Consider the following 22,332-nt stretch of genomic DNA (forward strand, 5'->3'; position numbering starts at 1 on the left):
GTACAGTCAATAGTAAAAAGAGGGAACATCCCCTGTATGTAAACACTTTGCTGCTATCTTCTATAATGTCCTTTGTAATAAATCATATTCTTACTATACCTTGCCCTATTTCTTTATTTCAAGTTATTGGCTGTATTGGAAGGTTTATATATATGATAAGCGCTAGCGGCTTGTAAATGAGTGAGCGAACTCCCACAATAAATCTGAGCAAAAAAACCCCATTTCCGAGAAGAAATGAGGCTTTGCTTTTTAACGCTTTCCTTTTATATAAGGAGTACCAGATGCTTTTGGAGCATCGGCACGTCCGATGAAACCTGTTAATGCCAGAATCGTTAATACATATGGTGCAATGAGAAGATATACATTTGGAATATTCTCAAGGAATGGAAGGCTGGAGCCGATGATGCTCAAGCTTTGCGCAAATCCGAAGAATAAAGCCGCACCCATAACACCAAGCGGATGCCACTTACCAAAGATCAATGCCGCCAGAGCCATAAAGCCCTGTCCGCTGATGGTCGCATGCCCGAAATCTGAAGAAATCGATTGTGCGTACACCCCGCCGCCTATTCCTGCAAGTGCTCCGGAGATTAATACCCCAATATATCTCATCCTTGTTACATTGATACCCATTGTATCGGCAGCCATTGGATGTTCACCAACCGCCCGAAGCCTTAGCCCGAATGGGGTTTTAAACATCACAAACCAGGCCAGAAATGCAACAGCGATGGCAACGAATGAAGTATAATACGTGTTTGAGAAGAACAATTTGCCGATAACAGGTATGTCGCTCAAAAATGGAATATCCACTTTGCTGAACCCTTTTTGAATAATATCTGTCTGGCCTTTTCCATAAATGAATTTAACCAGGAACAGTGCTGCACCAATTGCAAGAAGGTTAATCGCTACCCCTGACACAACCTGGTCTGCTCTAAACGTAATAGAAGCAACAGCATGCAGGATGGATAGTAAAGCTCCAACAACCATAGCTGCAAGTAATGCAACCCATGGAGTCATACTGCCAAATACATCAACAAACGTAAGGTTAAAGACAATGGCAGTGAATGCTCCAATTACCATCAAGCCCTCTAAACCAATATTTACAACACCGGAGCTTTCTGAAAAGTTTCCGCCCAAACCAGTGAAAATAAGCGGGGCTGCCCATAGCAAAGTTGATGGAATAATAATTAATAAGATCTCCATTAAGCCCACTTACTTCACCCCCTTTTTGCTGATACGGTCAATTAAGATGCGAATCATGTAGCTTGCTGCAACAAAGAAAACAATAAGAGCAATGATGATATCAACCAGTTCATTTGGAACTCCAGCCTCAAGCGGCATGTTCAAGGCGCCAACTTTCAAGCTTCCGAATAGCAATGCTGCAAAAATAATTCCAATTGGACCATTGCCGCCTAATAATGCTACCGCAATACCGTCAAAGCCTACACCGGTAAATCCGCCCTTAATGGCTGCATAGCCGAATGTACCCAAAGCTTCCATCGCACCCGCAAGACCTGCAAATGCTCCTGAGATGACCATTGATAGGATGATGTTTCTGCTGACGCTCATGCCTGCATAATCAGATGCATGCTGGTTAAAGCCTACAGCGCGCAATTCGTAACCCTTTGTTGTTTTTTCCAATAGGAACCACATAATAAACACACATACTAAAGCAATTAAAATCCCCCAGTGCAGGCGGGAATAATCAGTTAATCCCTCTAGAAACGGAGAACGCAATGATGCAGATTCTGCAATCATTTCTGTCCGGTCACTTTTTTCTGAAAGAACTGTACGGATTATATAGTTGGTTACATGCAAGGCCACATAGTTCATCATAATCGTGACAATTACTTCATGCACTTTAAACTTGGCTTTCAAAAGGCCCGGTATGAATGCCCACAGTGCACCAGCCGCAGCTGCTGCGAGAACCGCGAGCGGCAGATGGATGAATTTTGGGAGTTCAAATGCAACCCCTACCCAAACAGCTGCAAGCCACCCGACGATCAGCTGCCCTTCAACACCGATATTAAATAAGCCAGTACGGAAAGCAAATGCAACCGCCAAACCGGCAAGAATATAAGGAGTCACCTGTCTGATTACTTCACCAGTGTAGTAGATTTCTCCGAAAGCACCGTTCCATAGGGCAATAAATGCAGATCCGGCATTATATCCTGTTGCTATCATAATGATTGTCCCTACTAATACCCCGAGGAGAACGGCAACTAGAGGTACGACAATATTCTTCATGCGATTAGACATGGTTTTCGCCACCCGCTTCCTTCCGTTTAGAACCGGCCATCAATAAACCTAATTCTTGTTCTGTTGTTTGTTTCGGGTCAACTACCGCTACAATTTCACCCTCATAAATAACAGCAATCCGGTCGCTGACATTCATAATCTCATCTAATTCAAATGAAATAAGCAGCACTGCTTTCCCCTGGTCGCGCTGTTCTATCAGACGCCTATGAATATATTCAATTGCACCAACATCAAGACCCCGTGTCGGCTGAGCAGCAATCAGGAGATCCGGATTGCGGTCAATTTCACGTCCGATAATGGCTTTCTGCTGGTTACCGCCGGAAAGTGCCCTGGCAAGAGTAAACTCACTCGGAGTTCTGACGTCAAATTCTTTTATAAGCTTTTTTGCTTTGCTGTAAATTTCTTTAAAGTTGAGAACTCCTTTATTAGAGAATGGAGCTTTATAATAAGATTGCAAAACCATATTTTCTCCAATAGGGAAATCGAGAACAAGTCCATGCTTATGGCGGTCCTGAGGAATATGCCCTACGCCTGTCTCCGTAACTTTACGCGGAGGCATATTCGCGATTTCTTTGCCATTCAATTTAATTGAACCGCTTTCAGACTTCCTCAAACCGGTAATCGCTTCAATTAACTCTGACTGTCCATTTCCGTCTACACCGGCAATACCCACTATTTCACCTGCGCGTACATTAAGGTTTAGATTATTAACTACACCCAGACCCCGTGAATCTTTCACATTTAATCCTTGAATCTCAAGCACCTGCTCCTGCGGGGTAGAGTCTGTTTTATCTGTTTTAAAAGTAACTTCCCTACCCACCATTAAGCTGGCAAGTTCATTCGGGTTGGTTTCAGTGACATTTACTGTTCCGATCCCAACTCCTTTGCGGATAACAGTTACCCGATCACACACTTCCATTATTTCCTTCAGCTTGTGAGTGATTAAAATAATAGATTTGCCTTCCTGAATCAGGGTTTTCATAATCTGGATTAACTCTTTAATTTCCTGCGGAGTCAGAACAGCAGTAGGTTCATCAAAAATAAGGATTTCAGCACCCCGATAGAGAGTCTTTAAGATCTCCACCCTCTGCTGCATTCCTACTGAAATATCCGAAATTTTAGCCTGAGGGTCAACAGCAAGTCCATATCGCTCGGAAATCTCCCTCACTTCTTTTTCAGCCTTTTTAATATCTATTTTTCCGCCTTTGGTTGTTTCTTTTCCTAGAATAATATTTTCAGTGACAGTGAAACGGTCTACAAGCATGAAATGCTGGTGGACCATTCCGATGCCCAGGTCGTTGGCTATATTAGGGTCGGTGATGCGCACCGGTTTTCCTTTAACTTTGATTTCACCCTTTTCAGGCTGATAAAGGCCAAAAAGGACGTTCATCAACGTTGACTTGCCTGCACCATTTTCGCCAAGCAGCGCATGAATTTCACCTGGTTTCAGCTGAAGTGTGATATTATCATTTGCAACGATTCCAGGAAACTCCTTGCGAATGTTGAGCATTTCAATAACATAATCCATTTGTTTCACTCCTTGCTCAAAATATAAGGAAATCATTAGTAGTTAGAGGTCAGACCTTGGAATTTCTTAGAAAAACCTGGCTAAAAAAGCCAAGCTTCTAAATAATATGAAAAAATAATTAGTGCATTAAAAATCTAAGTGAAATACAGAATTTATTCTGTCCTTCATTTAAACTTTTAATATCTTAAAAAAGGAATAAGAGGCCGCAGTGCAACCTGCTTATTCCTTAACATTAATTATTCCACTGAGAAAGAAGCCAGTTCATCTTTTGAAGATGGAACAGTCAGGTCACCATTCTTGATCTTTTCCTGCCATTCTTTAACTGCACCTTCGATTTCTGCTTTTGTTGATACTTCCGGGTTGATAGGAGCAAGGCCTACACCGTCTTCAGCCAATCCGTAAGTAGTTGTTTCTCCGCCAGGGAAGCTGCCGTCTTTAGCCTTTGTAGAAAGGTCCTTAACAGCATTGTCTACACGCTTAAGAGCAGATGTAAGGATTACATTGTGCTCTTTGCCATCGATCTCTACTACACCCTCAGCTGTCTGATCTGAGTCAACGCCAATTGCCCAAAGTTCTCTTGCCGGGTCTTTCTTTTTAAGGTCACGAGCTTCCTTGAACAGACCGTTTCCAGTTCCGCCGGCAGCGTGGAAGATTACATCTACGCCAGAAGAGTACATTTTAGAAGCAATTGTCTGGCCTAATTCCGCTTTATCAAATGCTCCAGCATATTGAACTTCTACTTTAATATCAGGGTTTACCGCTTGAACACCAGCAAGGAATCCAGATTCAAAACGCTCGATTACCGGAATTTCCATACCGCCGATGAAACCAATTTTGTTTTCTTTAGTTGCATTTGCTGCAGCAACACCTGCAAGGAATGCAGCTTCCTGCTCTTTAAACATGATGCTTGCTACGTTCGGCTGATCTACGACCGCGTCAACGATACCGAAATGAGAATCTTTTTGCTGCTGGGCAATCTCATTGATTGCACCTTCCATTAAGAAACCGATTCCAAAAACAAGATCAAAGTCCTGACGGGCTAATGTATTCAGGTTTGTAGAATAGTCTGCATCTGACTGTGATTGAAGATAGTCAAATCCGCCCTTTCCTTTTTCAAGTCCATTTTCTTCACCAAATGCTTTTAAACCTTCCCAAGCAGATTGGTTAAATGATTTATCATCTACACCGCCGACATCTGTAACCATCGCTACAGAGAATGCTTTTTCTTTATTGTCTCCTCCAGCTGTTTCTCCGCCTTTTTCTTCACTTTTGCCGCAAGCACCCAGAATTGTTCCGGCAGCAAGAACTAAAGATAGCGCCAATCCAAATTTACGCTTTTTCAAGGTTGGTACCCCCTAAGAAATTGTTTTTGCATTAGCGGAATGAATGATTATGTTTTCGTGCATCCCAAAAAGCTAGATTCTCTTCCTGAGGACATGGAAACTGAACTTATCAGCTCTGAAATAATTGACCGAATAAAGAATCGGAGTATCCGATTCATCGAAATGCATTTGCTTTAATACAAGCAGTGCAGTTTCCGGGTCACATTCCAGAATAGGGGAAATTTTCTCGTGATAGCCAATAGGCTCTATTTGGGCCACAGCATATGTGATTTTCCGGTTTGCATCCTCTTCAAGCATGTTGAGGATCGACTCCTGTTCGTGGGAAAATGTGTCCGGAAGAATATTCTCAGGAACTTTATCCACACAATAAACGACAGGTTCACCATTGGCTGTTCTAACCCGCTCAATCACGGCAATTTCCTGGTCTAAAGCACATGAGAATCTGCGGATATCATCTTCAGTCGGTCCCAAAGTTACAGAACTCAAGAAAACGGTTCCCGGCTTCATCCCTGCCTGCAAAATCATGTTTGTGACACTATTAAGCTGTTCGATGCCGGATGTAAAAAGCGGCTTTGCATTGACAAAGGTGCCTACACCGTGACGGCGGATGATGACGTTTTCTTCTTCAAGAATGCGCAGCGCCTCCCGCAGTGTAGCTCTGCTTACACCAAGCTGTTTGGCAAGATCGAATTCGGACGGAAGCTTTTCTTTTTCTTTATACACTCCATCTTCAATGTCTTGTTTTAATCGATCGATGACTTGCAAATATAAATGCCGGTTATCTGACTTAATAGACATGCAGGGTTCCTCCAACTTCAGTTCTCAAGACATCAGACCTCTGATGTTCAATCATTCCTACTAATCGAAAATACTATAACACTTTTTACCCAATAAAGAAATAGAAATTTATCAATTTGTCGAAAAAAGGTGAAAAGAACAAAATGTTTGTGAATCCCTCTGTACCAATTCTTTTTTTCTGGTATAATACTACTCTGAAAACGATTACATTTCAGTTTTATGCTAATAATGCACCATACAAAAAACCCTCTTTTGTGATGAGTTGAAAGTACCAGACCTCTTTCATTTTATGTAAGCGCTTTTGGTAGTATGGCATTTTGAACTATATATTTTTATTGATCTTAGTTTTAGGCATATATCTTCCTAATACATAAAAAAATAGCCGTCCGGAGACTGGCCATTTTTTTAATAAGTCATGCTTATAAATTTTAAGAGCTTGCTTCTTCAGAAGGCTTGCCCTGCAGCACAGCTCTTGGCTTGCTGCCTTCATATGGTCCGACAATGCCCCTTGCTTCCATTTCGTCAATCAGCCTTGCCGCTCTCGTATAACCGATCCTGAATCTCCTCTGAAGCATGGATACAGAAGCAGTCTGCATTTCCAATATCAATTCAACAGCATCTTCATAAAGATCATCATCCACTTCTCCCGCCGCTTCCGGGATATCCTCTGGAATCATTTCTTCCTGATATTGTGCCTTCTGCTGGCCGATGACAAAGTCCACTATCTCTTCAACTTCTTCGTCTGACAGAAAGGCCCCCTGTACACGGACTGGTTTAGAAGCACCCACTGGAAGGAAGAGCATATCTCCTCTTCCCAGAAGTTTTTCCGCTCCGCCCATATCCAGAATGGTTCTTGAATCTGTCATCGATGAAACAGCAAACGCAATTCTTGATGGTATATTCGCTTTAATTACACCTGTGATAACATCCACTGACGGACGCTGGGTTGCGATGATTAAATGGATGCCTGCCGCCCGTGCCATTTGAGCAAGGCGCGTGATTGCGTCTTCGACATCGGAGGATGCTACCATCATTAAGTCTGCAAGCTCGTCCACTATGACAACAATATACGGCAGGAGGGGCTGCTGTGCTTCCTCCTCGGCATTATGCCTTTTTACATACTCATTGTAGCCTTCGATATTTCTTGTGCCTGTATGGGAGAAAAGCTCATAGCGCCTTTCCATCTCACTGACAACTTTCTGCAGCGCCTGAGCCGCTTTCTTCGGATTTGTCACAACAGGCGCCAGTAAATGAGGCACCCCATTGTAAACATTCAATTCCACCATTTTAGGGTCAATCATCATTAATTTTACTTCATGCGGTTTTGCCCTCATCAAGATGCTGGTAATGATTCCGTTAATGCAAACACTCTTCCCGCTTCCTGTCGCGCCGGCAACAAGAAGATGGGGCATTTTGTTGAGTTCTGCAAGGACAGCTTCTCCGGTGATATCACGGCCAAGCCCGATCATAAGCTTGGAGTCCGGCTTGTCATTTTGTTTGGATTCAATTACTTCCCGCAGAGAAACCATCGCCACTTCAGAGTTAGGGACTTCAATTCCAATAGCTGATTTACCCGGGATAGGTGCTTCGATCCGGATATCCTTTGCAGCCAGCGCAAGTGCCAAATCATCATTCAGACTAACAATTTTGCTTACCTTTACCCCAACATCAGGATGCACCTCATATTTTGTAACAGCCGGTCCTAAATGAACCTGTGTCACTCTTGCTTTTACTCCAAAACTCTGAAATGTTCTTTCGAGCTTAGCAGCATTCGCGTGGATAAGTTCATATTCACCGCTTTGGTCTGTTTGCCTTGGCAGCTTTAAAAGTCTGATAGGAGGCAGCTCGTAGTCTTTGTTTTCCACTTCTGTGAACGTGATTGGCGGCGCATTCTCATCCTCCGGCTCTGTGACTGCCATTTCCTGAGGCTGATTAGAACCAGCTAGGGGATCCTCCTGATAAGCTATTTCGGCAAAGCTTGATATTATTGGTTCGGGAGTTGGTTCAGATACCGGTACAGCAGAATTATTGATCGTTATAACCGTTTCAGGTTCTTCATCCTGCTGAAGATTGTGCTGTTCTTCTTCTCTTCTTGACTGCCTTTCTTCTCGTCTCTCTCTGCCTTTTTGTTTCCATTCTTTTATATCATCTATAAAACCAGCCCATTGTTTCTTGCAGAAATTCAGAATTGCGGCCATCATTTTCCCTGCAGCATCTCCGAATGTTTTTCCTGTAATAAGGACAAATCCGATAATAATTAATAAAAAGGCTACAATTTTTGAACCTGTTTCATCAAAAAGATAATAAAAGAGAGCGAAAAAAATAGCACCAAGCATTCCGCCGCCTAAATCGGTTGTGCTTGTTTCTCCCCGGACTTCCATCCGGAATAGTTCCCATGTATTAGCTATTACACTCGGATCATCAAACTTCCCTCCATTTGAGAGAAGCTGAAATAATGTTACATGACTCAGCAGCAGCAGGGAGCTGATGATGAGATAAACTCCGATTAATTTAGTGTGGAACAGGTATGGCAGCGCTCTCTTCCACATCAGATAACCTGAAAAGATAACGAGTCCAATCAGGCTGAGCATGTACCATTCTCCCATAAAGAAACGGAAAAAAAGCACCGTTGCATTCCCAACTGCTCCCAGCCTGGCAATTGATATTACCGCAAGTGCCAGTAGAATCAGGGCAATTAATTCAAATTTCATCGTCCGTTTTAATGTTTCGTTCTTTTTAGACTTTCTTTTCTTTCTTTTGGCCATATTATCACCTTATCATTGTTCTTATTAACAGCATCATCAAAATTCCATTATGTAATACATCACGTCTGTTATGAAAGAAGAAGCAGCCATTTTTTGGCTGCTTCTAAAGTTACTTTTATTATATCATAACGATTCTTAATTAAGTTGTTTTTTGAAATGATTTATCAGCTTAACTGCGTTAAAGTGATCATGGACCCGGGAGTGTATCTTTCATCCATATAATGGGTAGGGTCGCTGCTCATGATTCTTAAAATGCGGCATTCCTGTCCTGCATTCATTTCAACCAGGAGAGGGATTCCTTCATATGAGACAATTTTCTGCTTGCTGAAATCATCCTGCTCATTTTGGTAAATGAGTTCTTGCGGCATCATTGTATAAAGGATCATTGAACCATCACTTCTTCTTTTGGTTTATTCATATCAATCAGCTCATTCAGCTTTGCGAGCGCAGGACCGACCCCGCCTACTTCATCAATCAGTCCATATTCAACAGCATCCCTGCCGACCACATTCGTCCCAATATCCCTGGTCAGGTTGCCTTTATCAAACATCAGGTCTTTAAATTTCTGTTCGGATATATTGGAATGCTTCGTTACAAAATTAATTACACGATCCTGCATTTTATCCATATACTCAAACGTTTGCGGCACACCGATTACCAGGCCGGTCAGTCTGATAGGATGGATGGTCATTGTAGCTGTCTCTGCAATAAAGGAATAATCGCATGATACCGCAATAGGAACACCAATGGAATGGCCGCCTCCAAGGACAATGGAGACTGTTGGCTTAGACAATGATGCAAGCATTTCTGATATTGCCAGCCCGGCTTCCACATCGCCGCCTACAGTATTCAAGATAACCAGAAGACCTTCTATTTTTGGGTTTTGCTCAATCGCGACGATCTGAGGGATTAAATGCTCATATTTTGTTGTTTTATTTTGCGGCGGAAGCTGAAGATGCCCTTCCACCTGTCCGACAATGGTTAAGCAGTGAATTTTGGAATCCTGGGACAGCTGCGGCACATTTGTTTGTCCAAGCTGCTGAATTTTCTCCATAAGGGCAGATGGTCTATCCTCTTTCGGCTGTTCTTGCCCTTCTCCGCCTTCATTGCGGTTATTTTTCATATCGTTTTCCATCCTTATTTCTCCCTTCAAGCAATATATTGTTAGTATTAACGCGTGATCATTTTTCATGCGCGCAATTGCCTGAGGGGCGAGAGCAAAAAGCACAGTCCGGCAATCGATGCGGGCTGTGCTCTAACCGTTATCCCTCCATAAGAATCGGAAGGATCATTGGTCTGCGTTTTGTTTTTTCATACAGATACTGATTCAGGCTGTCACGCATATCCTGCTTAATCCCAGACCAGTCAAATGCTTCTCTGGCAAGGTTCTGTTCTACCGCTTCCCTTACTATTTTTACAGCTTCCTCGAGAAGTTTTTCTGATTCCCTGACATATACAAATCCTCTTGTAATGATTTCAGGACCAGCGGAGATTTTCTTTTCCTTTTTATTAAGAGTAACCACCACTAATAAAACACCATCCTGAGAAAGCAGCTTCCGGTCTCTTAGGACAATATTGCCGACATCGCCGACACCAATCCCGTCAATCAGCACATTACCTGATGGGATTTTCCCTCCGGGAACGATTGCACCATCCTTGATTTCAGCTACATCGCCTTTATCCGGGATGAAAATTTGTCCGCTTGATAATCCGCACGCCATAGCAACTTTAGCATGGGCTTTCAGCATTCGGTACTCACCATGAACCGGGATGAAGAATTTGGGACTCATCAGATTAATCATAAATTTAAGTTCTTCCTGACTGCCATGGCTCGAGGTATTAAAGGTTCCCTTTCCTGGAATCACCTCAGCACCCGCTCTAAACAGCATATCAATCGTTTTGAAAATAAATACTTCTGTTCCTCTTAAAGGTGATGCAGCAAGTAGTACGGTATCACCCTGTTTTATATTGACCTGTCTGTGGGACTGCTTCGCCATTTTTTGAAGGGCTTCGATTGGCTCTCCCTGTGTACCCGTGGTAAGAACAACGATTTGGTCATCACTGTATTTGCCGATCTCAGTGACAGGAATAATCACATCTACTCCTACCTGCAAATACCCGAGTTGCAGAGCAATATCATAGATTCTCTGCAGACTTTTGCCCACCACTGCCACTTTCCTGCCTGTATCGATCGCTGCATCAAAAATATGCTGTATCCGAATTAAGTCAGATGCAAAGGAAGACGCAATGACTCTCCCCTTAGCAGCGAAGAATGCAGCTGTCATCTCTCTGGCCACTTTCGATTCTGAGCTTGTGTAGCCTGGCTTTTCTGCTTCTGTACTGTCAGATAGAAGGCAAAGAACTCCTTCCTCCCCTAATCGCGCCATTTTGCCGATTTCAGGTTTGTATAAGTCAGTCGCTGCCTGATCGAATTTAAAGTCGCCGGTATACACAATTGCACCCTCTGATGTATGTATGGCAACTCCGACACTATCCGGTATGCTATGGCTCGTTCTAAAAAAAGTTACATCTGCCGAATCAAATTCAACCCTGGCATCTGAATTGATTTCAATAAACTGTACTTTGCCTTTGTATTCCTGTTCCTTCATCTTGGCTTTAGCCAGTGCCAGAGTCAGCTTTGTTCCATAAACAGGTACATTAACCTTTGCAAGCACATAAGACAGGCCTCCAATATGATCCTCATGTCCATGTGTCAGAAAAATTCCTCTGACTCTTTCCTTGTTTTGAACTAGATATGTAACATCCGGTATCACGATATCAATTCCGAGCATTTCATTTTCAGGGAACATTAATCCGGCATCAATGACATATATATCATCGTCCACCTCTGCCAAGTACATATTCTTTCCAAGTTCTCCGACTCCTCCGAGTGCTGCCAGCTTGATGCTTTCATTCTGTCTCTTTTTCAATGTATTATCCTCCCATGTATGTTCAGCCGATCAAGATCAGTTATCCATATTATACTTGAAGTCGTAAAACCATGACAACCAAATTTATACATGGGCTTTATTTGAACGTTCCTGAGGCTTTATATAATTAGCCTCTGGTTTTTGGGCGTTATAAGTCCTTCATATAATAAATAAAATAAAACCAACCAGCAAAGCACTGGTTGGCAAGCTTACATTTATTTAAATAGAGCAGCAACTGCACTGCGTTCCTGTTCTGTTAACGGAACCATTGGAAGACGGACGGATCCAACATCCAGCCCTTTAAGCTGCAGCGCTGTTTTTACAGGCACTGGGCTTGGGGCAGCAAAAAGCCCTTCCATGATCGGAAGAATTTTTTGATGGATTTTTGCAGCTTTTTCATTTTCACCATTCAGGTAAGCTGTGATCATTTCCTGCATTTCATTTCCTATTACATGGGAAGCAACAGAAACAATTCCAGTCCCGCCAATTGCCATGCATGGAAGAGTAAGCCCGTCATCGCCGCTGTAAAGCATAAAGTCATCATCCGTATTAGCAATAATTTTGGCCATTGCATTCAGATCTCCGCTTGCTTCTTTCACTGCCGCGATGTTAGAGATTTCGGAAAGGCGGATAATCGTTTCAGGCAGAATATTCACGGAAGATCGTCCCGGAATATTATAAACCATTACCGGGAGGCTCGTGCTTTCCGCAATTGCCTTAAAATGCTGGTAAAGCCCTTCCTGATTTGGCTTATTGTAATAAGGTGCTACGATCATGATCGCATCTGCACCCATTTGCTCTGCTTTTTTCGTTAATTCAATGGATTCATACGTATTATTGCTTCCGGTGCCGGCAATGACAGGCACACGTTTGTCAGCTGCTTTCACAGCGTGTTTGAATAATGCCAGCTTTTCCTCTTTTGTAAGTGTTGGCGACTCGCCTGTTGTCCCGGCAACGACCAATGAATCTGTTCCGTTTTCAATAAGATGATTGATAAGCTGTGTGGTCTTAGGGAAATCAATATGTCCCTTGTTATCGAATGGTGTTACCATAGCTGTTGATACTCGGCCAAATAGAACCATGTTTACACTCCTAGCAGATGTTTAAAAGAACGGGAAGAAACGGGCGTATCTGCCGAATAGGATGCAAATCCGTCGTTAACCGCTAAAATGGCTTTCTTCTCCTCTTTAAACATGTTATTTTCTAAAATTAAATGTCTGTTCTCTCATATTCCGCTAAATCTTCTTCCAGGCGGAAAGCATCGTGCAATGCATTAACAGACTTTATCAAATCTGCCTGCTTCACCAGAACCCAGATTGTTGTATGGCTGTCTGCTGATTGCAGGATGCGGATTCCCTGCTCGGACAATGCCGTAACGATTCGCGAGGCCACACCGGGTACTCCCTGCATTCCAGCTCCGACAACCGAAACTTTTGCACACTCTCTTTCAACCAGCGGATCATGACCTAGGCCCTTTAAAATACTAATCGCTTTATCGGTCATTTCTTCCGTAACCGTGTAGTTGACGCCATTCGGATATATATTGATAAAGTCAACACTGATCTCCTGGTTTGCCATGGCTTTAAAGACCTCAGACTGAAGATCATACTGGTCTTTCTTCGCAAGAACCTTTATTTGTGTCACATTGGAAACATGGGCTATTCCAGTTACCGAACGCTCTTTAATATCTGTTCCGCGTCTGTCTTTATTTAAAGTTGTGACAAGTGTTCCGAGACTGTCGGAGTAGGTTGAGCGGATTCTTATCGGAATTTTGGCCTGCATGGCAATCTCGACAGCACGAGGGTGAATCACCTTAGCACCCTGATACGCCATATTGCAGACTTCCGTATAAGTGACAACTGATAATGGACGTGCATTTTCAGCTATGCGCGGATCAGCAGTCATGATGCCTTCCACATCTGTAAAGATATCAATCCACTCAGCATTTAGGGCTGCACCAAGAGCCGCTGCGGAGGTATCACTGCCGCCTCTTCCGATCGTTGTGACATCACCGGTTTTAGAAGAACCCTGAAATCCTGCGACTACGACAACATCATGATTTTCAAGCTCTTTCAAAAGCCTGTCGCATTTCATATCGATAATTTTTGCGTTAGTATGATCATTATTCGTTCTAAAACCTGCCTGTGCCCCAGTCAAAGCTGCTGCAGTGATTCTATGTTCATTTAGCATGTTTGAAAATACAACACTTGAGATGACTTCACCGCAGGATAAAAGCAGATCCGTTTCGCGTTTGCTGATTTTGGTGTTATTGCCTTCAACCAGCGAAAGCAGTGTGTCAGTTGCATATGGATCTCCTTTTCTGCCCATTGCCGAAACAACGACGACAACCTTGTATCCATCTGCCAGCGCTTTTTTTATATGCTTAATTGCATGCTCGCGGCTGCTCTCGTCGCGGACTGATGTGCCTCCATATTTTTGAACGATGATATTCATTAAAACACCTCTAACCTCTCAGCATGAAGAGAATACGTTAACTATTTTACTATTCCCAGATTAATTAAACTTTCGGCGATCTGCACGGAATTCCATGCTGCCCCTTTAAGAAGATTATCAGAAACCACCCACATATGGAAGCCTTTATCCTCATCCAAATCTTTGCGGATACGGCCGACAAATACATCGTTTTTCCCGACACAATCAGCAGGCATCGGATAAATCTGATTATCCGGATCATCCTGCAAGACAACTCCAGGTGCATTTTCAAGAAGGCTCTTTACTTCATTTGCCGTAACGCTGTCTGATTCCACTTCAAAATAAAGGGACTCTGAGTGTCCGGTTGCCACTGGGAGACGCACGCATGTAGCAGCCACTTGCAGCTCTGGCATATGCATGATTTTCTTTGTCTCATTGATCATTTTCATTTCTTCAAACGTGTAGCCATTATCCTGAAATTTATCAATTTGCGGAATCGCATTGAATGCAATTTGATAATGTTTTTTATCGCTCTTTACCGGAAGAATTGACGGCTCATACTCTTCGTTATTTAAAATCGCTTTTGTCTGCTCATTCAGCTCTTGAACTGCAGCTGCTCCAGAACCTGAAACAGCCTGGTAAGTAGAAACAATTACTTTTTTCAAGCCGAATTTCTCTTTTACCGGCTTTAGTGCAACAACCATTTGGATTGTTGAACAGTTTGGATTGGCGATAATGCCATTATGCTTATGAAGGTCTTCTTCATTCACTTCAGGTACGACAAGTGGCACATTGGGATCCATACGGAAAGCACTTGTGTTGTCTACCACAATGGCACCATGTTCGACCGCATGAGGAGCCAGTTCCTGTGAAACGCTTCCTCCCGCGCTGAATAGTGCGATGTCCACACCTTTAAAGCTCTCTGGCTTTGCTTCCTGAACCATATACTCCTGGCCCTTGAATGCTACCTTTGATCCGGCAGAACGGGCTGATGATAAAAGGGTTAATTGAGAGATCGGAAAATCTCTATTTTCAAGTGTTTGAATTATTTGCTGTCCAACTGCACCAGTTGCTCCAACTACCGCGACATGAAATCCTTTTTTCTGTTCCAAATTTCTTTTCCCCTTCCGTACCATTATATTTTTCTAGCAAAGTTAGTTTTTAGTGAAAAACAATAGCCCAAAATTCAATAGAACGGCAGCCAAAGTCAATTGGCAGCCGTTTTCCTGCCTGATTATAAAAATGGCAGGCTTCCATTTATATTATCAGCATATTGTCAATACTCCAAGAGGTTAATATTATTTTAAACACAGCTTGGAGGTTGGTTATCTTAGTAATTTTTATTTTAACATATTCGTTCACTAAAGGACTAAAATTTTTGCTAGAAAAAATAGGGGGCTAATTCTCGTCTTTATATCTTTCCACTAAAACCGGCTGAAGCTGCTTGCCTTCCATTGCATGAAGCACTGTATCAGATAATGCTGTCATTCTTGCCACCATTGAATTCGGCTTTTTCACAGGATCATCCTGGCCATATGGGATAAAATAAATATTTTTGGTAGCCATTAGTCTCATTAAGTTTACTCCGTTTAAACCCAATGCATCATTTGTGGATATTCCCAGCACGACTGGCTTCCCGTTCCTTAAAGTTGCCTTTGCTGCCATCAGCACGGGCGAATCGGTCATGGCATTGGCGAATTTGCTCATAGTATTTCCGGTAAGCGGGGCAATCACCATGCAATCAAGAGGGATTTTAGGTCCCAGCGGCTCAGCTTTCACAATTGAATCAATCACTTTATGTCCAGTCAGATCTTCTATTCTCTGAACCCAGTCTTCCCCTTTTCCGAATCTGGTCTCAGTGCTCTTCACCGTAAAGGTGACAACGGGAAGCACTTCAGCCCCTGCAAGAACAAGTCTTTCTATTTCCGGGAACACTGCATCATACGTGCAATGCGATCCAGTTAATCCGAATCCGATTCTTTTTCCTTTCAAACTCATATTGTATTCCCCTTTCTCTTTTGCAAATCTTCCTTAATCAATTGAGAAAGAACATTCGCCAGTATTTGTCCGGCGGTTTTTGGAGCAACGATTCCAGGCAGGCCAGGGGCTAGCAGGGCTTTTACACCCCGTTTTTCTGCGTAGCGGAAATCGGTTCCTCCGGGCTTTGAAGCCAAGTCAATGATCAGCGTATGTGTCGGCATCTTCGATATGACGGACGCTGTTACAACTAAATGGGGAGCTGTGTTTATGCAAATATCAACATCTTTTACCGCATCCTCAATCTCTTTCAGGTTAAATGGAGTTAGGCCCATTTCCGTTATCCTGGCGATGTGCTCACTTTTTCTCGCACCCACCTTTACTTTAGCACCCAGTACATGAAAGGTTCTTGCTACACTCATTCCAACTCTGCCAAGGCCGATTACGGCAATATTAGAACCATGTATAGTGAAATCTGTATGCTGGATTGCCATCATGATGGTTCCTTCAACTGTTGGGATGGAATTATAAATAGCTACATCATCCCGTTCAAATAATTGAACAAGACGGCGGTCTGCCGATTTGGTTACACCGGTTAGATATGAATTGGTTATGCCGGAATATACTGTACAGTGTTCGGGAGTCTGGGCGAGAATTTCCTCTTCAAAAATCACTTTTTCATTGGAAAAAATCGTTTCAATCTGACCCTCCAGACCCGTACCGGGAACAGGCAGGATAATCGCGTCTATATTGGAAAAGTCCACTTCATCTATTTTTTCTTTTACTGCACCAGAGAACGCATGATCGAGCTGCTCAAAACCAATTAATGCGAGCTTTGCATCAAGCTCGGTCAGTTTACGGATGATTTCGAGCTGCCTTGCATCACCGCCGATGACTGCTATTTGGGTTCCTGTCAGCATGCAACACTCACCTTCTTTTTTCTTTCTTTTTAAGAAAGCATTTATTTTTGAAACACCTCTGATAAAAAGTATCCTCGCACCGGCAACGCCGCTATACTAAGCAGCTGCACAAGACAGCAATTGCAAGCAGATTATCTTTAAACGAAAGTGGCGTTATTTTTTGGCCGGCAATTCAATTAATAATCATAAGGGAATTGTTGTAATGAACTACTTCAACATCTTATGTATGAACGGGGCAAAAGGTGAGTTTTCCACTTAAAAGAAAATGGGTCAATGATGGAAGGGATTTTTAAAGGGATTAAGGAGGTTGACTTCAAACGGTAAAAACAAAAAGGACCAAACCGGCCCTTCCTTCAAAACTATTCCTGCTGATCTTCAGATTCCGGGATATCAATAATGATCATGTCATTGCCTATCTTCCTGATATGCTGCCATGAAACCCGGATTTCATCTCCCTGGCGCATGAAGCCGAACCACTTTAATGAAGGGATGAGCAATGCCTGAATCTGTCCACTTTTCTCATTTATTTCAAGGTCTGTCTGCCCGAGTACTCCCAGCCGTTCTGCACGCTTAACATCCACAATTTCCTTTCCGCTCAGCTCACTTAATCTCATTTATCTGCCCTCCTTTTCTCTTCTCTATATTCTTATCGTTCAGCCTGGAGTTTTAGAAGTCCAGGCCAAAAGAAAACAGCCTGCATGATACAGGCTGTTTCACCAATTTTGCAATTGGAATAAATATTAAAGATTTTTCGGAAGTTCTCCATCCGGACTTATTAAAGCCACAGAATAATGATCTTTGAAAATGGAATTCGCCATATTATTCACGCCCTGCATGGAAACTGCATCGATTTCATCCACGATTTCATCCATAGACCGATGGCGGCCCAGAAGCAGTTCATTTTTGCCATTGCGGCTCATCCTGCTGTTTGTGCTTTCAAGGCTTAGCATTAAGCTTCCTTTGAGCTGTTCCTTACTGTTATTCAGCTCTTTATCTGTGATGCCTTCTTTTTTGAGTGTGGCAAGTGTTTCCTGAATCGTATCAAAAAGAACATCTAGCTGTTTAGCTCCCGTACCGCCGTAAAGCGTCACAATACCGCTGTCCTGGAAGGCAGAATGATAAGAGAAAACAGAATAAGCCAATCCTTTTTGTTCCCTGACATCCTGGAATAAGCGGCTGCTCATGCTTCCGCCCAAAATATTATTTAAAACAATCAGATTGTATATTTCCTCATGCCCTACCTGCAGACCTTCGAACCCTAAGCAAAGATGGGCCTGCTCGGTATCTTTTTTACGGGCAAGATGGTTTGAATGAAACTCAGGCTTCTGCTCTGTGCATTCTCTCTTACCGCCTTCGTAGGATCCAAAGTATTTTTCAACTTCTTTGATGAAAGATTCCTCAATATTTCCGGCAATGGAAATTACGACATTTTCAGGCGTGTATGTTTCATGCATATACTGTTTTAAAGTTTCGCCATTAAACGTGGCCAGCGTTCCTTCAGTGCCAAGAATCGGATAGCCAAGTGAGTGGTTCTCGTAGATTGCTTTGCTCAAAAGATCATGAACGATATCATCAGGCGTGTCTTCATACATTTTGATTTCTTCGTAAACAACATTCTTTTCTTTGTTCAGTTCCTCATCCACAAACGTGGAGTTAAAAAACATATCAGAAAGCACTTCAAGAGCAAATTCGGAATGGGTATCCAATACTTTTGCATAGTAGCATGTATATTCTTTTGAAGTGAAGGCGTTCACCTGCCCGCCAATGCTATCAAAGCTCTCAGCAATTTCACGGGCTGATCTCGTTTTCGTTCCTTTGAAGAACATATGCTCAAGAAAATGAGAAATTCCATTATTCTCTGGAACTTCATTTCTTGAACCTGTTCCGATCCATACCCCTATCGCTACAGAACGGACGGTTGGAATATTTTCTAGTACGACTCTTACCCCGTTTTGGCATGTATATTTCTTGATCAAGTAAATTCCTCCTGTTCTGAAAACGCAAAGACCTATGCTTACATTAGTTTATATTATTATTGTTATTTTTTCCAAAATCCTGATTATTATTTTGGATTCTCTTTTCGCTTAACAGCTCGGATACTGTTCCAATTTCGAGGTTTTTCTCCTGAAGCCCTGTTATAAGTCTATCAAGTGACTTTTCGGTGGATTCCGTAGGATGCATCAGAATAAGTGCTCCATTATGGACCTTTGATAACACTCTGTTTATCAGCACATCCGGGGAGGGCTTTCTCCAATCCACTGTATCAACAGTCCACATGACGGTGCCAAGGTTTTTCTCGGCAGCAATCTTCACTGTTTCATCTCTATAGCTGCCGCTTGGAGGAGCGAACCATGTAATAGGCTTATTTAGCTTCTCATCCATTGTGGCTTCAATCACATCATTTGTCTTTTGGATTTCTTCCCTTGTCCTTGCAGAAGAGATCACTTTCATGTCAGGATGGGTGTACGAATGGTTGCCTACTTCATGTCCTGCATCCATGATCATTCTGGCGAGTTCCGGATTATTCTTTACCCATCTTCCTTCAAGAAAAAAACTTGCTGACACATTATGTTTCTTTAAAGTGGCCAGCATGTCGGACAAATATTCATTCCCCCATGCCACATTAATGATGAAGCTGACCATTGGTTTATCGGGATGGCCTTTATAGACAGGTGATGGCGGCAGGTCCTTTAACTTCACCTTCGGTTCAATTTGTTTATATACTAGTTTATCTTCATTGAACTTTTTGCCTGACCTCATCTTTCTATACGATGCCTCAACATCTACTTCAATTCCATTAAGACCAGGAATGGCTTTCCATACAGGGTCTATTTTTGCATCCTGTGGAGGAATGCTGAATTCTTCTTTCTTTGCTGTAATTTCTTCATATAATGAATCCTTTTGCTTGGAAACAGTTATGGCATCTGTTTCTTGTTTCAGGCCTGATACATACTGATCAGTTAAAGGATTATTGATAAAAACAAGTGCCAGCACAAACATGATCGTAATATGGATAAACTTTCTCATTCTTCATGCCTCCTTCAATTCATAGTATGATTTGAAGGGACAAGGTAGAACGGAACCGAGTAACAAAGGTATGCAGTATTGGGCAAAAGCCCATGAAAATTCGTATATGTAAAAAGCCAGGGTTCCCCCTGGCTTTTAGGAAAATTCGCAACGCAAAATGCTTCTCTTTTAAATAGAGGTTAGTATTATTGCTGTGCTTTTTCCTTTTGCTCACGCTGTTCACGCAATACGGCTTTGCGGGAAAGATTTACGCGGCCTTGTTTATCGATTTCAGTAACTTTTACCAGAAGTTCGTCACCAATGGATAGCACATCTTCCACTTTCCCTACACGCTCTTCAGCAAGTTCTGAAATGTGAACTAATCCATCTTTACCTGAGAAGATTTCAACAAATGCGCCGAATTTTTCAATCCGTTTTACCTTGCCCAGGTACATTTGTCCAACTTCCACTTCACGTACGATATCTTCAATAATTTTCTTCGCTTTTTGATTCATCTCTTCATTTACAGATGAGATGAATACTGTTCCATCTTGTTCAATATCGATCTTAACGCCTGTTTCTTCGATGATCTTATTGATCTGCTTTCCGCTCGGTCCAATAACATCACGGATTTTATCAGGGTTGATTGACATCATCAGAATCTTAGGAGCATATTGAGACAGCTCTTTTCTTGGCTGTTCAATAGTGCTCAGCATGGAATCAAGAATCTGCATACGGCCTTTCTTCGCCTGCTGAAGTGCTTCCTCCAGAATCTTACGGGACAAGCCTTCAATCTTAATATCCATTTGCAGAGCAGTAACTCCCTTGGAAGTACCCGCCACTTTGAAGTCCATGTCGCCAAGGTGATCTTCCATGCCCTGAATGTCTGTCAGGATTGAATAATGCTCGCCTGATTTAATAAGGCCCATTGCTATACCGGCAACTGGCGCTTTAATAGGCACACCTGCATCCATCATAGCCAAAGTACTTGCACAAATACTGGCCTGTGATGTTGAACCATTTGATTCCAGCACCTCAGATACAAGACGAATCGTATACGGGAAATCCTTTTCAGATGGAATAATCGGCTCAAGAGCACGTTCTCCAAGAGCACCATGCCCGATTTCACGGCGGCCCGGCCCTCTGATAGGCCCAGTTTCACCTACACTGAAGTTAGGGAAGTTGTAATGGTGCATGAATCTTTTTTCTTCTTCAATTCCAAGCCCGTCCAGAATCTGTACATCTCCAAGAGCTCCTAATGTACAAATGCTAAGTGCCTGAGTTTGTCCGCGTGTAAACAAACCTGAACCATGTGTGCGCGGCAGAAGGTTTACTTCTGAGGACAGCGGGCGGATGACATCCAATCCGCGTCCATCCGGACGCACTTTATCTTCTGTAATTAAGCGGCGTACTTCAGCTTTAACAATTTTATCAAGGATCTGCCTGATTTGCTTCAGCTTGTCGTCGTCTGCTTCTTCACCTTCATATTTAGCTGTGATATCTTCTTTAACTGCTTTGATGGCAGCTTCACGGGCATGTTTCTCCTGCACCTGAATAGCTTTAATCATATCCTTCTCACAGATGCCGCGAATTTCAGCCTCTAAATCCTGGTCAACCTGGTATAAAACAACTTCCATTTTCTCTTTCCCGATTTCAGATGCAATTTCTTCCTGGAAAGCAATAAGGCGTTTAATTTCCTCATGACCAAACATAATTGCTTCAAGCATAGTTTCCTCAGGCACTTCCTCAGCACCTGCTTCAACCATGTTGATCGCATCTTTTGTACCCGCTACAACAAGGCTGATATCGCTTTTTTCAGCCTGGTCTACAGATGGGTTAATGATGAATTCTCCATCGATGCGGCCTACGCTGACTCCCGCAATCGGTCCGCCAAATGGAATATCCGACACAGAAAGGGCTAATGATGAACCAAACATTGCAGCCATTTCTGATGAGCAGTTTTGATCCACACTCATCACCATGCTTACAACCTGAACATCATTTCTGAAACCGTCAGCGAATAATGGACGAATTGGCCTGTCAATTAAACGGCTTGCCAAAATCGCTTTTTCACTTGGACGGCCCTCTCTCTTAATAAAACCGCCCGGAATCTTACCAACAGCATACAAACGTTCTTCATAGTTAACTGTCAGCGGAAAGAAATCCAGGTTTTTCGGTTCTTTTGATGCTGTAGCTGTACTTAAAACTACAGTATCACCATAGCGCACTAAAACTGCACCGTTAGCCTGTTTAGCCAGCTGGCCAATCTCTACGGTCAATTTGCGCCCAGCCCAATCAAGGCTGTAGACATGTTTATCTTGTCCCATAATTGTACCCCTCTCTGCATTCACTTAAGGACAGGCGTCTATTCTGCCT

The 22,332-nt window shown here is 42.7% G+C and carries 18 protein-coding genes; all 18 read right to left on the reverse strand.

Features of this window, described 5'->3' with window-relative positions:
- Positions 1-249 precede the first annotated feature (249 nt).
- Entirely contained in the window at positions 250-1,209 is a 960-nt protein-coding gene (locus BFI01S_RS01405; protein ID WP_035329089.1) for an ABC transporter permease, read from the reverse strand.
- Positions 1,210-2,256 (reverse strand): ABC transporter permease, encoded by a 1,047-nt coding sequence (locus BFI01S_RS01410; RefSeq protein WP_061791014.1) that lies wholly within the window; start codon positions 2,254-2,256, stop codon positions 1,210-1,212.
- Complete coding sequence (locus tag BFI01S_RS01415) at positions 2,249-3,784, reverse strand: ABC transporter ATP-binding protein (RefSeq protein ID WP_061791015.1); 1,536 nt, start codon at positions 3,782-3,784, stop codon at positions 2,249-2,251. Before BFI01S_RS01415 ends, BFI01S_RS01410 begins: the two co-directional genes overlap by 8 nt.
- Positions 3,785-4,020: 236 nt before the next feature.
- Positions 4,021-5,127: a BMP family lipoprotein gene (locus BFI01S_RS01420; protein ID WP_035329083.1), complete on the reverse strand. Its 1,107-nt coding sequence runs from the start codon at positions 5,125-5,127 to the stop codon at positions 4,021-4,023.
- Positions 5,128-5,199: 72 nt separating this feature from the next.
- The gene (locus tag BFI01S_RS01425; protein WP_061791016.1) at positions 5,200-5,925 is read right to left on the reverse strand and encodes a GntR family transcriptional regulator; all 726 of its coding nucleotides are present in this window, start codon (positions 5,923-5,925) and stop codon (positions 5,200-5,202) included.
- 428 nt (positions 5,926-6,353) lie between these two features.
- Positions 6,354-8,690 (reverse strand): DNA translocase FtsK, encoded by a 2,337-nt coding sequence (locus BFI01S_RS01430; protein WP_061791017.1) that lies wholly within the window; start codon positions 8,688-8,690, stop codon positions 6,354-6,356.
- A 164-nt stretch (positions 8,691-8,854) separates the two neighbouring features.
- Entirely contained in the window at positions 8,855-9,076 is a 222-nt protein-coding gene (locus BFI01S_RS01435) for a YlzJ-like family protein (RefSeq protein WP_061791018.1), read from the reverse strand.
- Positions 9,073-9,825 (reverse strand): ClpP family protease, encoded by a 753-nt coding sequence (locus tag BFI01S_RS01440; protein ID WP_373682864.1) that lies wholly within the window; start codon positions 9,823-9,825, stop codon positions 9,073-9,075. Before BFI01S_RS01440 ends, BFI01S_RS01435 begins: the two co-directional genes overlap by 4 nt.
- A 127-nt stretch (positions 9,826-9,952) precedes the next feature.
- Entirely contained in the window at positions 9,953-11,620 is a 1,668-nt protein-coding gene (locus BFI01S_RS01445) for a ribonuclease J (protein WP_061791019.1), read from the reverse strand.
- Between the two features lie 215 nt (positions 11,621-11,835).
- The gene (gene dapA / locus BFI01S_RS01450; RefSeq protein WP_061791020.1) at positions 11,836-12,702 is read right to left on the reverse strand and encodes a 4-hydroxy-tetrahydrodipicolinate synthase; all 867 of its coding nucleotides are present in this window, start codon (positions 12,700-12,702) and stop codon (positions 11,836-11,838) included.
- A 127-nt stretch (positions 12,703-12,829) separates the two neighbouring features.
- The gene (gene dapG / locus BFI01S_RS01455; RefSeq protein WP_061791021.1) at positions 12,830-14,074 is read right to left on the reverse strand and encodes an aspartate kinase; all 1,245 of its coding nucleotides are present in this window, start codon (positions 14,072-14,074) and stop codon (positions 12,830-12,832) included.
- Positions 14,075-14,115: 41 nt separating this feature from the next.
- On the reverse strand, positions 14,116-15,165 hold the full coding sequence (asd, locus tag BFI01S_RS01460) for an aspartate-semialdehyde dehydrogenase (protein WP_061791022.1): 1,050 nt from the start codon (positions 15,163-15,165) through the stop codon (positions 14,116-14,118).
- Between the two features lie 286 nt (positions 15,166-15,451).
- A complete protein-coding gene (gene dpaB, locus BFI01S_RS01465; RefSeq protein ID WP_061791023.1) occupies positions 15,452-16,051 on the reverse strand; it encodes a dipicolinate synthase subunit B in 600 nt (199 codons plus the stop codon).
- Positions 16,048-16,950: a dipicolinic acid synthetase subunit A gene (gene dpaA / locus BFI01S_RS01470; protein ID WP_061791024.1), complete on the reverse strand. Its 903-nt coding sequence runs from the start codon at positions 16,948-16,950 to the stop codon at positions 16,048-16,050. The genes dpaB and dpaA overlap by 4 nt, the downstream gene beginning before the upstream one ends.
- 359 nt (positions 16,951-17,309) lie before the next feature.
- Complete coding sequence (locus BFI01S_RS01475; RefSeq protein WP_048008980.1) at positions 17,310-17,564, reverse strand: YlmC/YmxH family sporulation protein; 255 nt, start codon at positions 17,562-17,564, stop codon at positions 17,310-17,312.
- Positions 17,565-17,690: 126 nt separating this feature from the next.
- Positions 17,691-18,926 (reverse strand): M16 family metallopeptidase, encoded by a 1,236-nt coding sequence (locus BFI01S_RS01480; RefSeq protein ID WP_061791025.1) that lies wholly within the window; start codon positions 18,924-18,926, stop codon positions 17,691-17,693.
- A gap of 43 nt (positions 18,927-18,969) precedes the next feature.
- On the reverse strand, positions 18,970-19,977 hold the full coding sequence (locus BFI01S_RS01485) for a polysaccharide deacetylase family protein (protein WP_061791026.1): 1,008 nt from the start codon (positions 19,975-19,977) through the stop codon (positions 18,970-18,972).
- Positions 19,978-20,162: 185 nt separating this feature from the next.
- Positions 20,163-22,283, reverse strand: a complete 2,121-nt coding sequence (gene pnp, locus BFI01S_RS01490) for a polyribonucleotide nucleotidyltransferase (RefSeq protein ID WP_061791027.1) — start codon at positions 22,281-22,283, stop codon at positions 20,163-20,165.
- Positions 22,284-22,332: the final 49 nt, after the last annotated feature.

Origin of the sequence: Cytobacillus firmus NBRC 15306 (genome assembly GCF_001591465.1) — a bacterium.
Taxonomy (GTDB): Bacteria; Bacillota; Bacilli; order Bacillales; family Cytobacillaceae; genus Cytobacillus; species Cytobacillus firmus.